The organism is Rhodoferax sp. (assembly GCF_012927445.1).
GTDB lineage: Bacteria > Pseudomonadota > Gammaproteobacteria > Burkholderiales > Burkholderiaceae_C > Rhodoferax.
The window spans coordinates 1-12847 of the sequence record NZ_JABBPD010000010.1; the positions used below are offsets into that span (position 1 = coordinate 1).

General features: G+C 58.4%; 13 protein-coding genes. 8 read left to right on the plus strand and 5 right to left on the minus strand.

The window, feature by feature from the left end; genetic code table 11:
• The first annotated feature begins 258 nt into the window (after positions 1 to 258).
• From HHJ17_RS18555 to HHJ17_RS18590, 8 genes are all read left to right on the plus strand, one after another.
• Positions 259 to 1554, plus strand: coding sequence for an acetyl-CoA hydrolase/transferase C-terminal domain-containing protein (locus tag HHJ17_RS18555; protein WP_296502242.1), 1296 nt, complete (start codon positions 259 to 261; stop codon positions 1552 to 1554).
• A gap of 291 nt (positions 1555 to 1845) precedes the next feature.
• Positions 1846 to 2919 (plus strand): dTDP-glucose 4,6-dehydratase, encoded by a 1074-nt coding sequence (gene rfbB / locus HHJ17_RS18560; RefSeq protein WP_296506873.1) that lies wholly within the window; start codon positions 1846 to 1848, stop codon positions 2917 to 2919.
• Complete coding sequence (gene rfbD / locus HHJ17_RS18565; protein WP_296502244.1) at positions 2916 to 3824, plus strand: dTDP-4-dehydrorhamnose reductase; 909 nt, start codon at positions 2916 to 2918, stop codon at positions 3822 to 3824. Before rfbB ends, rfbD begins: the two co-directional genes overlap by 4 nt.
• Before the next feature lie 2 nt (positions 3825 to 3826).
• On the plus strand, positions 3827 to 4738 hold the full coding sequence (rfbA, locus tag HHJ17_RS18570; RefSeq protein ID WP_296502245.1) for a glucose-1-phosphate thymidylyltransferase RfbA: 912 nt from the start codon (positions 3827 to 3829) through the stop codon (positions 4736 to 4738).
• Positions 4738 to 5283 carry a dTDP-4-dehydrorhamnose 3,5-epimerase gene (gene rfbC, locus HHJ17_RS18575; protein ID WP_296502246.1) on the plus strand — a complete coding sequence of 182 codons (546 nt, stop codon included), beginning with the start codon at positions 4738 to 4740 and terminating at the stop codon, positions 5281 to 5283. The genes rfbA and rfbC overlap by 1 nt, the downstream gene beginning before the upstream one ends.
• A 27-nt stretch (positions 5284 to 5310) precedes the next feature.
• On the plus strand, positions 5311 to 6330 hold the full coding sequence (gene galE / locus HHJ17_RS18580; RefSeq protein WP_296502248.1) for a UDP-glucose 4-epimerase GalE: 1020 nt from the start codon (positions 5311 to 5313) through the stop codon (positions 6328 to 6330).
• Positions 6331 to 6382: 52 nt separating this feature from the next.
• On the plus strand, positions 6383 to 7486 hold the full coding sequence (locus HHJ17_RS18585; RefSeq protein ID WP_296502251.1) for an NDP-sugar synthase: 1104 nt from the start codon (positions 6383 to 6385) through the stop codon (positions 7484 to 7486).
• Positions 7487 to 7506: 20 nt separating this feature from the next.
• Entirely contained in the window at positions 7507 to 8985 is a 1479-nt protein-coding gene (locus HHJ17_RS18590) for a mannose-1-phosphate guanylyltransferase/mannose-6-phosphate isomerase (RefSeq protein ID WP_296506875.1), read from the plus strand.
• An 8-nt stretch (positions 8986 to 8993) separates the two neighbouring features.
• Here HHJ17_RS18590 and HHJ17_RS18595 read toward each other — a convergent pair whose 3' ends face one another.
• The 5 genes from HHJ17_RS18595 to HHJ17_RS18615 all read right to left on the minus strand — a co-directional run bounded on the left by HHJ17_RS18595 (position 8994) and on the right by HHJ17_RS18615 (position 12402).
• Positions 8994 to 9779: a serine protease gene (locus tag HHJ17_RS18595; protein WP_296502254.1), complete on the minus strand. Its 786-nt coding sequence runs from the start codon at positions 9777 to 9779 to the stop codon at positions 8994 to 8996.
• 61 nt (positions 9780 to 9840) lie between these two features.
• Positions 9841 to 10908, minus strand: coding sequence for a nucleotidyltransferase family protein (locus HHJ17_RS18600; RefSeq protein ID WP_296502257.1), 1068 nt, complete (start codon positions 10906 to 10908; stop codon positions 9841 to 9843).
• Positions 10901 to 11812, minus strand: coding sequence for an HprK-related kinase A (locus tag HHJ17_RS18605; RefSeq protein WP_296502259.1), 912 nt, complete (start codon positions 11810 to 11812; stop codon positions 10901 to 10903). The genes HHJ17_RS18600 and HHJ17_RS18605 overlap by 8 nt, the downstream gene beginning before the upstream one ends.
• Complete coding sequence (locus tag HHJ17_RS18610) at positions 11812 to 12084, minus strand: hypothetical protein (protein ID WP_296502261.1); 273 nt, start codon at positions 12082 to 12084, stop codon at positions 11812 to 11814. Before HHJ17_RS18610 ends, HHJ17_RS18605 begins: the two co-directional genes overlap by 1 nt.
• 21 nt (positions 12085 to 12105) lie before the next feature.
• Positions 12106 to 12402: a hypothetical protein gene (locus tag HHJ17_RS18615; protein WP_296502263.1), complete on the minus strand. Its 297-nt coding sequence runs from the start codon at positions 12400 to 12402 to the stop codon at positions 12106 to 12108.
• Positions 12403 to 12847 lie beyond the last annotated feature (445 nt).

Below are 12847 nucleotides of genomic sequence, written 5' to 3' on the forward strand. Positions count from 1 at the left end.
AGGTCCGCAGCCTGGGCTTTGAGTATTTGGCGATTGGACGCTAGATTCGCTCCATTCGCTATATAAAACATAGCTACTTGCGCAGGTTGGACGGGGGCTAGCGGCTTAAATGACTTAAATCAAACCCACCCCCTTGCGGGTGTGCCCGCAGCGCTCGGCTTTCAGGGCAGCCCGTGGCTTGTCCACGGCTGCTTAAACTAGCCCAGCGGGATGCAAAATGCACACCACCAAACAACCAAATAGGGAACGTAGCGCACCATGTCAGTTCAGGATCAGTACCAAAAAAAACGCGGCACGGTCGAAGATGCCATCGATCAGGTTAAAAACGGCGACTTCATCATTGTCCCTACCGGTGTCGGCGAGCCGCCCACGCTGTTAACCGCGCTGTCAGAACAGCGCCGCCGCTTCCACGGCGTGAAAGTCGGACAGATCCTGGCGGTACGCAAATATGGCTACATCGACCCGGAAACGGTCGACCATGTGCGCCATGTGGCGTTTTTTTTCGGCGGCGCCTCCCGCGCGGGCGGCCAGCAGGGCTGGATTGATTTCATTCCCAGCTATTTCTCGGAAATGCCCAGCCTGATCGAGCGCAACCAGATTCCGGCCGACGTCGTGTTTTCAATGGCGTCACCGATGGACTCGCACGGTTATTTTTCGCTCAGCCTCGGCGCTGATTACACGATGGCCGCCGTGGCCAAGGCGCGTGCAGTGGTGCTGGAGGTGAACCCGAACGTGCCGTTTGCCAACGGCAATTGCCATGTGCATATTTCACAAGTCACGGCCCTGATTGAGAGCAGCGAGCCGGTGCTGGAAGTGGGTCTACCCAAAATCGGCCCGGTGCAAGTGGCGATCGGCAAGTATGTGGCCGACATGATTGACGATGGCTCGACGCTGCAGATTGGCTACGGCGGCATCCCGGATGCGGTGGTGATGCAACTGACCTCCAAACACGATCTGGGGATTCACACCGAAATGATCGGCGACGGCATACTGACGCTGGTCGAAAGCGGCGCCGTTACCAACCGCAAAAAGACGTATCTCCCGGGGAAAATGGTCGCCACCTTTGCCCTCGGCTCGAAAAAGCTGTACCAGTTCATGGAACGCAATCCAGCCCTGGAAATTCACCCGGTCGACTTCACCAACGACCCTTACCTCGCGGCAAAAAATGACAAGCTGATGGCGATCAATGCCACGCTGCAGATCGACTTGCTGGGCCAGTGTGGCTCCGAGAGCCTGGGCCACCTGCCCTATTCCGGTACGGGTGGCCAGACCGATTTCGTGCGCGCCGCCAACCGCTCGCGTGGCGGCAAGGCGTTCATCGTGTTGCCGGCCACCGCCAAGGACGACACCATCACCCGCATCGTGCCGACGCTCACGCCCGGCACCCATGTCAGCACCAGCAAGAACGACATCAATTACGTCGTTACAGAATTCGGCGTCGCGCAGTTGCGCGGCAAAACGGCGAAACAACGCGCCCAGGAATTGATCTCCATTGCGCATCCGGATTTCCGCGCGGAATTGACCGCAGCGGCCAAATTGATGCACATCCTGTAACCACTGATTGACTTTCTAACACGCATGGGCCGCAAAGCTACGCGAAAATCAAGGCTGTCGTCCTCGATCTCCGCAGTGGCCCACGGCCTTCCGAGATCGCGGGACACCGGGCTGGAATTCAGCCAGGTGTCCCGCTTAGGTTTTGCAATTTAAAAGTGCCGTTCATTGTTCAGGTTAGTCGGGGTTAACGGCCTCAGCTGAACAATCGGTTGAACAACGTCACCGAGGGCTCAAACTGAGCCGCCGTGACGATAATTGAATCAGCTTTTATGTTTTAAGGGACGCAAAAATATGACAATTCTTGTAACCGGCGGCGCCGGCTTTATTGGCAGCAACTTCGTACTCGACTGGCTCCGCGCCTCGGACGAGCCGCTCATCAACCTCGACAAACTCACCTACGCCGGCAACCTGCAAAACCTGGCCTCGCTCGCCAACGATGCGCGCCATGTCTTTGTGCAAGGCGACTTTGGCGATGTGGCGCTGCTGGCGGGCTTGCTGGCACAGCATCAACCGCGTGCGGTCGTGAACTTCGCCGCCGAGTCGCATGTCGACCGCTCCATCACCGGCCCGGGCGAATTCATTCAGACCAATATTGTGGGCACCTTCAATTTGCTGGAGTCGGTGCGGGCTTATTGGGCCGGACTGGCGCCCGCTGACCAGACTGCTTTCCGGTTACTGCATGTCTCTACCGACGAGGTCTATGGGTCGCTGACCAAGACCGAGCCAGCCTTTACCGAAACCCATCGCTACGAGCCCAACAGCCCGTATTCGGCCTCCAAGGCGGCCAGCGACCATTTGGTGCGGGCCTACCACCACACCTATGGGCTGCCGGTACTCACTACCAACTGCTCCAACAACTACGGGCCGTTTCATTTTCCTGAAAAGCTGATCCCGCTGATGATCGTGAACGCCCTGGCCGGCAAGCCGTTGCCCGTCTATGGCGATGGCCAGCAGATCCGCGACTGGCTGTATGTCACCGACCATTGCAGCGCCATCCGCCGCGTGCTGGAAGCGGGCCAGTTGGGCGAAACCTACAACATCGGCGGCTGGAACGAAAAGCCCAACCTCGACATCGTGTACACCGTGTGCGCCCTGCTCGACGAGCTCAAGCCCCGTGCCGATGGCAAGCCCTACAAAGATCAAATTACTTACGTGACGGACCGCCCCGGCCATGACCGCCGCTACGCCATCGACGCCCACAAGATCGAACAGCAACTGGGCTGGAAACCGGCTGAAACGTTTGAGAGCGGCATCCGTAAAACGGTGCAATGGTACCTGGACAACCAGGCCTGGGTGGCCAATGTGCAAAGCGGCGCTTACCGTGACTGGATAGCCAAGCAGTACGGCGCAGGCACCACCGCATGAAGATTTTGTTGTTTGGCCGTAGCGGTCAGGTGGGCTGGGAATTGCAGCGTTCCTTAAGCGTGCTGGGTGAGTTGGTGACACTGGGCCATGACCCCGCAGGCAACCCCGACCAGTTGTGCGGTGACTTCAATAATCTGACCGGCTTGGCCGATACCGTGCGCCGGGTCAAACCGGATGTGATCGTGAATGCGGTGGCGCACACGGCGGTGGACAAGGCCGAAGCGGAACCCGCACTGGCCCGCACCCTCAACGCACTGGCACCCGGCGTGCTGGCAGCCGAAGCGAATAAGCTGGGCGCCTGGCTGGTGCACTACTCCACCGACTATGTGTTTGACGGCAGTGGCAACCAGCCGTGGCGCGAAACCGATGCCACCGGACCTTTGAGTGTGTACGGCCAGACCAAACTGGAAGGTGAGCAAGCGGTGGCAACTTGCCCCAAGCATCTGATCTTCCGAACCAGCTGGGTCTACGCGGCCCGCGGCGGCAACTTTGCCAAGACTATGCTGCGCCTGGCCGGCGAACGCGAAGCACTGACCGTGATCAATGACCAGATGGGCGCCCCCACGTCGGCCGAGCTGCTGGCCGATGTGACCGCCCATGCGCTGGTGGCCGCCATGAAGCAACCTGCGTTGGCGGGCTTGTACCACTGCGTCGCGGCTGGCGAGACCAGCTGGCACGGCTACGCCAGCTATGTGCTGGCCGAAGCCCAGGCCCTGGGCTGGCCACTCAAGGCCGGGCCCGCGCAAGTGGCCCCCACGGCCACCGCCAGCTACCCAACACCGGCCCAGCGGCCTTTGAACTCGCGCCTGGACACGACCCGGCTACAAGCGGCCTTTGGGCTGGTGCTGCCGCCCTGGCAGGTCCAGGTCAAGCGCATGCTGCAAGAAATCACAGGGGGAAAATGAACATGACTACAACACAACTGGCCAGCACACCCGTGCAGCGCAAAGGCATTATTCTGGCGGGCGGCTCGGGCACGCGCCTGTACCCGGCCACGCAGGTGGTGAGCAAGCAACTGCTGCCGATTTACGACAAACCGATGATCTATTACCCGCTGAGCGTGCTGCTGCTGGCGGGTATTCGCGAAGTGCTGGTGATCTCCACCCCGCAAGACACGCCACGTTTTACCCAGTTGCTGGGTGATGGCAGCCAGTGGGGCATTCAGATCAGCTACGCCGTGCAGCCCTCCCCCGATGGCTTGGCGCAGGCCTTTTTGATTGGCGAAGCGTTTCTGGACGGCGCACCGAGTGCCCTGGTGCTGGGCGACAACATTTTTTATGGCCACGACATTGCCGGCTTGCTGGACAGCGCCAACCGCCAGACGCAGGGTGCCACCGTGTTTGCCTACGCCGTGCAAGATCCCGAGCGCTATGGCGTGGTGGAGTTCAACGACCAGGGCCACGCCATCAGCCTGGAAGAAAAGCCGCAAAGCCCCAAGTCACGCTACGCCGTGACCGGCCTGTATTTTTACGACAGCCAGGTGGTGGAGTTGGCCAAACGCGTCAAACCATCGGCGCGCGGCGAACTGGAAATCACCGACCTGAACAAAATGTATTTGGAGCAGGGCTCGCTGGATGTACAGACCATGGGACGCGGTTACGCCTGGCTCGACACCGGCACGCATGAGTCGATGCTGGAAGCCAGTCAGTTCATCTACACCATCGAAAAACGCCAGGGCCTCAAGGTGGCGGCACCGGAAGAAATTGTCTGGCGCAACGGCTGGATTGACGACGTCCAGTTGCACAAACTGGCTCTGCCGCTGGCCAAATCGGGCTATGGCCAATACCTGCTGCGTTTGGTGAAAGAGAAGGTGTATTGATGAAAGTAACGCCCTGCGCCATTACCGATGTGCTGCTGATTGAACCCCGTGTGTTCGGGGACGAGCGCGGCTTTTTCTACGAGAGTTTTAACCAGCGGGCCTTTCACGCGGCCACCGGGGTCAGCCTGCCGTTTGTGCAGGACAACCACTCCAAGTCCGCACGCAACGTGTTGCGCGGCCTGCACTACCAGTTGCACCGACCGCAAGGCAAGTTGGTGCGGGTGGTCGCCGGTGAAGTCTTTGACGTGGCGGTGGACATTCGCCGCGATTCGCCCACTTTTGGCCAGTGGGTAGGACAAATTCTTTCCGGTGACAACAAGCGCCAGTTGTGGTTGCCACCCGGTCTGGCGCACGGTTTTGTGGTGCTGTCGGACAGCGCCGAGTTTTTGTACAAAACCACCGACTACTACGCGCCGGAAAATGAGCGCTGTATCGCCTGGAACGACCCGACATTGGCCATCCAGTGGCCCGCGTTGAATGGCTTGCCCCAGCTCTCGGCCAAAGACGCGGCGGGCGCCTCCTTTCTGGAAGCCTGCCCTGACTAGCCTGGTTTCACCTCAGGAGCAAACGCCATGAGCAAAATTCTTGTGACGGGCGGCGCCGGTTATATCGGCTCCCACACCTGTGTCGAGTTGCTCAACGCGGGACATGACGTCACCGTGTTTGACAACTTCTGCAACAGCCAGCCCGAAGCGCTGGCCCGCGTCGAACGCATCACGGGCAAGAAACTTGCCCTCGTGCAGGGCGACATTCGCGACTCGGCCGCCCTGGTGGCCGCCTTGCGCCAGAGCGACGCCACCGCCGTGGTCCATTTCGCGGGCCTCAAGGCGGTCGGCGAGTCGGTGCAAAACCCGCTGGCCTATTACGACAACAATGTGGTGGGCACCGTGAAACTGCTGGAGGCCATGACGGCTTGCAGCGTTAACACACTGGTATTCAGCTCCTCGGCCACGGTGTATGGCGACCCCCAACAGCTGCCGCTGACCGAAGACCATCCGCTGTCGGCCACCAATCCTTATGGCCAGACCAAGCTGGTGATTGAAGAAATGCTGCGCGACCTTTACCGCAGCGACCCCACCTGGCGAATCGCCATCCTGCGCTACTTCAACCCGGTCGGGGCCCACGCCAGCGGCCTGATCGGGGAAGACCCGCAAGGCCCCCCCAACAACTTGCTGCCGTTTGTGGCCCAGGTGGCGGTCGGCCGCCGTGAGTTTTTGAATGTATGGGGCAATGACTACGCTACGCCCGATGGCACGGGAGTGCGCGATTACATCCATGTGGTGGACCTGGCGCTGGGGCACCTCAAGGCGCTGGAGCGACTGCAAACACATGCCGAATGCCGGGCCGTCAACCTGGGCACGGGCGTTGGCTACAGCGTGCTGGACATGGTGCGGGCCTTCGAGCAAGCCAGCGGCAAGCCCGTCCCGTTCAAAGTAGGACCGCGCCGACCGGGTGACATCGCCTCGTGCTATGCCGACCCGGCCCTGGCCTTGGCGTTGCTGGGCTGGCGTGCCGAACGCGGGCTGGCAACCATGTGTGCCGACGCCTGGCGCTGGCAAAGCAGCAACCCCAACGGGTATGCGCAGGTTTGAATTTTATCAACACAGGGAGTGATCAATATGAACAACAGGAATGGAGTCCAGCATGGCTAAGGGAATGATTTTGGCGGCCGGACAAGGCACGCGGGTTCGCCCCCTAACGAAAGATTTGCCCAAACCGATGGTGCCCATTTTGGGCAAGCCGTTGATGGAATATCTGATTGAGCATCTCGCCCGCCACGGCATCACCGAGATCATGATCAACGTGGCCTACCACCATCACAAAATTGAAGAGTATTTTGGCGATGGCCGACGTTGGGGCGTGCAAATTGGCTACTCCTACGAGGGCATTCGCGAACACGGCGACATCTTGCCCCGCCCCATGGGCTCTGCCGGCGGCATGCGGCGCATCCAGGACTTCAGCGGTTTCTTTGATGAAACCACGCTGGTGCTGTGTGGCGATGCCCTGATTGATCTGGACATCACAGCCGCCTTGGCGGAACACAAGGCCAAAGGTGCCATCGCCAGTTTGGTGGCCCTGGACGTGCCGCTGGCAGACGTACAGAACTACGGCGTGGTGGTGGCAGCGCCGGACGGGCGCATTCTGTCGTTTCAGGAAAAACCGAAACCCGCTGAGGCCAAATCCACCTTGGCCAGTACCGGCATCTATATTTTCGAGCCCGAGGTGCTGGCCATGGTGCCGCCAGACACGGTCTATGACATTGGCTCGCAGTTATTTCCGCAACTGGTCGAAAAAGACCTGCCGTTTTATACCCAAAGCCGCCCCTTCAACTGGATCGATATCGGCCGGGTAAGCGACTACTGGTCGGTCTTGCAACGCGTGTTGCGGGGTGAAGTGGCCCACATGAACATGCCGGGGCGTGAAGTCAAGCCCGGTATCTGGGTGGGTCTCAATACCTCCATTCCGTGGGACAAGGTCACGATTGAAGGGCCGGTGTACATTGGCTCGAGCGTGCGCATTGAGCCCGGTGCCACCATCACGGGCCCCGCCTGGATCGGTCATGGCAGCCACATCCGCACCGGGGCCAAGGTGGTTCGCAGCATTTTGTTCAAGTACACCCGCATTGCTGCCGACATGCGATTCAGTGAGATGATTGTCTCGCGTGAATACTGCGTCGACCGTCACGGCGATACCTTGTACCGGGGTGACGACACCTCCCAACTGCGCTGGGGCGATGCCCGGGCATGAAAAAAGAAATTGCAAACTCCATGTTGATTCAACCCGTTGTCCTGTCGGGCGGCTCCGGCACCCGCCTGTGGCCCCTGTCCCGCGAAAAATACCCGAAGCAGCTGTTGCCCTTGATTGGCGACGACTCCCTGCTGCAAGCAACGGTCCGGCGGGTTGAGGGCATTGCCGGCGCCGAACTGGCCCCGCCCATGGTGGTGTGCGGTGAGGAATACCGCTTTGTCATTGCCGAGCAACTGCGCCTGCTGGGCAAGCCCGGCATCATCGTGCTTGAACCAACAGGACGAAATACGGCTCCAGCCCTCACGCTGGCTGCCTTGGCAGCTATCAAAGACGAAGCAGACCCAGTGTTACTGGTGATGCCGGCAGACCACGTCATCCTCGACATCCCGGCATTCCAGCGTGTGGTCGGCCAGGGGGCCCTGCTGGCCGCCGATGGCGCCATCGTCACCTTTGGCATCACCCCCGATGCGCCGGAGACCGGCTATGGCTACATCCAGTCTGGTGCGCCGTTTCCCGGTAAAGCAACCCTGACCGTGCCGACCCCCGCCAGCCTCATTGCCCGCTTTGTCGAGAAACCGGACTTGTCCACGGCGCAGGCTTATCTGGACGAGGGCTCCTACCTTTGGAACAGCGGCCTGTTCATGATGCGGGCCTCGGTCTGGCTGGCCGCCATCAACATCTGCCGGCCTGACATCCTGGTGGCCTGCCAAACGGCTTGGGACCAGGGCTCTGCCGACGGTGAGTTTGTCCGGGTTGACAAGGACGCCTTCGCCCAGTGCCCCGCTGATTCCATCGATTACGCGGTCATGGAGCGCATGGCCGCCAACGCTTCAAGTCTGAACGCCGCGGCAGGCGCCCTGCCGCCCGGAGTGGTCATCCCCCTCTCGGCCGGTTGGTCAGACGTCGGCGCCTGGGACGCGCTGTGGCAAGTGCTGCCCAAAGACGACAGCGGCAATGTCACCCAAGGCGATGTCCTGCTGCATGACTGCAACAACACGCTGGCGCTGTCAGAAGGCCGCCTGGTGGCCTGTGTCGGCGTGAGCGATCTGGTGGTGGTGGAAACCGCCGATGCCATTTTGGTCGTACACAAGGACAAGACTCAGGACGTCAAGAAAATTGTAGACAGCCTCAAGCAACAAGGCCGGGTCGAGGGCTCGATCCATCGCAAGGTGTTCCGTCCCTGGGGCTCGTACGACAGCGTGGACGCGGGCGAACGCTTTCAAGTCAAGCGCATTGTGGTGAAACCGGGCGGCACCCTGTCCCTGCAAATGCACCATCACCGCGCTGAACACTGGATTGTGGTCAGCGGGACCGCCAAGGTAACGCGGGGCGAGACGACGTTTTTGTTATCCGAAAATGAATCCACCTTCATCCCATTGGGCACGACCCACCGCCTGGAAAACCCCGGCTGCGTAGCGCTGGAGATGATCGAAGTTCAATCCGGCTCCTATTTGGGCGAAGACGACATTGTCCGGTTTGAAGATGTCTACGGACGTTAGCCAGGGGGTCAGTTGACTTTGCCCCGGCGCAACAACTGAAGAACAAACCCAGAGGGAATGGCATAGCTGATTCCCGATGGGTTTGTCAAAGCCGATTCTTTGGTGCCTTTGATGAACACCATATTGACCACCCCGAGCACCTCGCCGGTGTCTGGATCAAAGAGGGGCCCCCCGCTGTTGCCGGGATAAGCGGTGCCATCCAGTTGAAAGATGTCAAAGCTGCCCCTCTCTCGCAGACTGCGGATGGTTTTTTCATTGAGCTGGTGGGCTGTGGGCGTCGGCAAAGCTGCCGCCGTAATGGACGAAACCATGCCACGGTGCGTGACGGGCGAGAAACCAAGAGCGCCCCCAATCGGAAACCCCATGAAGGCAATGGCTTGTCCTTCTTGCACCGAGGCCGAATCACGCACGCTTAAGCCGGGTGCCGCAGGCCCTTCAAAACGCAGCAAAGCCAGGTCGTGAACTTTATCGACTTCGAGCACCGACACCGGTCGCATCTGCCATTCATTTTGGCCCACCCTGATCTGGACGACCAAGGAGGCTTCCAGGTCCTCTTCTGCGGGCTGTTGAAGCACATGCGCGTTGGTGATGACCAGATTGCTGCCGCCCAGGCTGCCATTGCTCACAATAAAGCCGGCGCCGCGCAAACCAAACCGCGGACTGTTTGTATTCTTGAAAGTGCCCACAATGACCACTGACGGTTTGACTTTGACAATCACGCTCGACATGTCGGCCCGCAGAGGTCCGGCAAAAAAGACACTGACAAGAACGAGAAAAGCGAACCTGGATTTCATTTTCCTGACCCTTCATTAATTTTTCTCAATAAACCTGATTGCCATCTGCGGCGTACCGACATCAAACGGCGGCTTTGGGCGGACCTGCACAAAGTACCGAAATCTTGTGCCACAAATGGACGAGCAACAAGTTGTTGGGCAGTCGGAGATACATCTCTCGCAGCATCAGCGCCACATCCGCCCACGCCTGCCCCCGAGGTCGGGTGTCGGGATGACGCGTCGTTGCGGCAAGCGCCACCAACCGGAGAGAAAAACTTTTCTCCAGCGGAAGCAAAAAATCCGGCAATGGTGTTCTAAAAAACATGAAAGAAAGCCATAACGCCTGCGTGAGGATGGCTTCCAGGCCCACTTCTCGCGCCCGAGACAACAAGCGTTCGGGAAAATCGGCCGACAAAGAGGTGAAGTGCCGATACAACAGGTCAATGTCCCATAGATCCCTCAATCCGCGATCGAACATGGAGTTCAACATCAGGTGACTCGCGGCATGCAGAACCATATCCTCATCCTTGAGCCGCCACCAAAATTCGTTATCACGTACCGGTACCGCTGCCGAAATCATCCGGCACGAATCCACCGGCACCCGACAGGTGGTCATCAGCAACGAATGATGCAGATCAATCGTGGTGCCCCGGTAAAGATGCGTCATGGGCGGAATCTCGTGAGACCACTGCCGGTAGTAGCGTTGATCGTAGGCATCCAGTTTTCCGGTCGCCCAGCTCCCCAACATCAAGGCGGCCTCTACAGCGGCAATCTGGTTTCTTGGAACAAGGATATCAACATCGCTGAAAACTCGTCCTTCCGCGGCCGGCAAATCCAGAAGCACGTAGGAAGCGCCTTTCAGCAAGATCACCGGGGTATTCAAAGAAGACAAGGCCTGCTCTATATGCGCCAGCTCACGCCAAACATCCTGTCTGAAAGCATTGGAATAAATCGATGCCGCCAGCAATTGGTCTTGAAGAGGTGGCGGAAGTGAGTCGGCCAATGGGGACTCGGATAATATTTTCGTCACCCGGCCCAACAAACCACAGGCCCGCGCTTCAGCCAGCAGCAAACTGAAGGCCTCAGCCGGCAATCGTTCCGCCGAAAAATTGCCAGCTAAAAAGTCTAATAAAGGGGAGGTATCAGCCACGTTCACTCACCAATTGCGCCAAGGCGTCTCTTGCTTCATCCAGGGAGGAATATTCGAGCTCCCAAGCCTCGGTGGATTCAACCAAGTCAGCCATACGCTCAAAGCCGCGCTGACCAAGAAGCGGGTAGTTGAAAGACTGATCGATCAGACGCAATGCAGCCTGACCCGAACCCACGGGCTCGACACGCAAGGCAGCGTAAGCAGTCCACTTGGGAAATACGATCAACCTCGGCGGACAAGTCTCAAGGTTACGATCCACAGATGATTTGGGCGCAGGAATATGGGCAATGGTTCCTTTGTGCGTGTCACGCGCAAACTGTCCAAAACCCGCAGCGGGGTGTCGGGCCCGGATGACCTCAATTGACTGATTTTTGAGACTAATCGGCCGTGCACAAGGTACCAGACGCAGATCGCTATCGATCAAAGCCAATTCATCAGACAGCAAGCGCCAGCCCTGTAGCGACAGTTCCGCCGCCAAGGTGCTCTTCCCACTGCCGGACGTTGCGGCCAATAACACACCGCAGCCCTGCAACTCGACCACGGCCGAGTGCAGTATCAGGAAGTTATGCGCATAAGTCCCGATGGCCCAATTAAGCCCCCACTCGAAAAGGGCGAGCGCATGCCCCACCTCCATGGGAAGGAAGGGCGCATCCCCGGACAGGCGAAATAATGAATTCCGGTGAAACCAGCGTCGAAAAAAGGTGGGCGGCGACATATCAATGTCATAGTCATAAGCCCCCCCGTTGATTGACGAGGGATAGTGCGCATACAACTGCCGAAAAGCCGCCTCAAACTCGGGAAGAAAGCTGGAGATTTTCAATGTAAATCGGCCAATGTGCAGGCGTAACTCACCACATCGAACTGCGCTACTGATTTCGCCAGCAGTAAAGTTTTCTAAACGCATTAATTGGTCACAAATCCAGCATCCTGAAGGGAAGAAATCACGGTATTGAACATAGAAACATCACTTTCATTTTTCATGAAAAAAGCGCGCTGCAGCGCGGCCTCTTCAACACCATCTCCCGCGGACAGGGCAGCTAACACCAACCCAGCTTGATGATTTAACAAGCTTGTTTTTCCATTTTTTTCATCAAAAACAAGAACCCCTTCATCACACGTACGCAATACCAGCCCCCGGCTGGCCAGCAGCAAACGATCAGTCAAAACAAGGGGCATCACAGCATGCAATCTCAGAGATCACAGAGGCATCGTCGTCTTCAAATAAGTGACGATATCTGTGGGACCCCATACGGGAAGCAGTGCCCCATCGATGGGGTAGTAACCACTGATTCGTCCCGCCCACATTTTCTCAAGGACCTCCAGACTCAGTACCGATGCATCGACCCAACCCATCTGTAGATTGCACCAGGCGGCCCCCAGATGCGCGCCCAACTGCTGAGGATCCTGGGTACCATTTTCAATAATGACCTGCTCAATAGTTTTCCCCAAAAATCCACCAGGAAACGGCGTACTGAACAGCGTATTTCTGGCCAATAAATTATTTTGCGTATCGGCTGCACTCTGCCAATACCCTGGGGAACGGCCTAGTGCGCAACTGCCGTCTGTGCGATTGGGCCGACTGTGCAATAGATTTATCGAGGCACTGGCTGAAGGCGAAAGACACCCCCCATTGGCCAAGGCTGAGCGCGAGCCCACCGTTAGCACGACGGGTACGACCGCGCACGCACCCCGCACGAAGTGGCGCCGACTGCCAACCCCATGGGTCCCTGCGTTTTCTTTGGCTTGCTCAATCCGAGAATTTACTTCATGCATCAAATCACCTCACTGATTCATATTGGCTAATTCATATTTAACCAGCCACCTGCAATTACACGCGTGAGCAACAGCTCCGGCCATTGCAGTTCCTGGATGCCGGAATCTTTCAAAACGGCTGCGACGCCTGGCATGGCAAATCAATGTTGGATAACAGCATAATTTG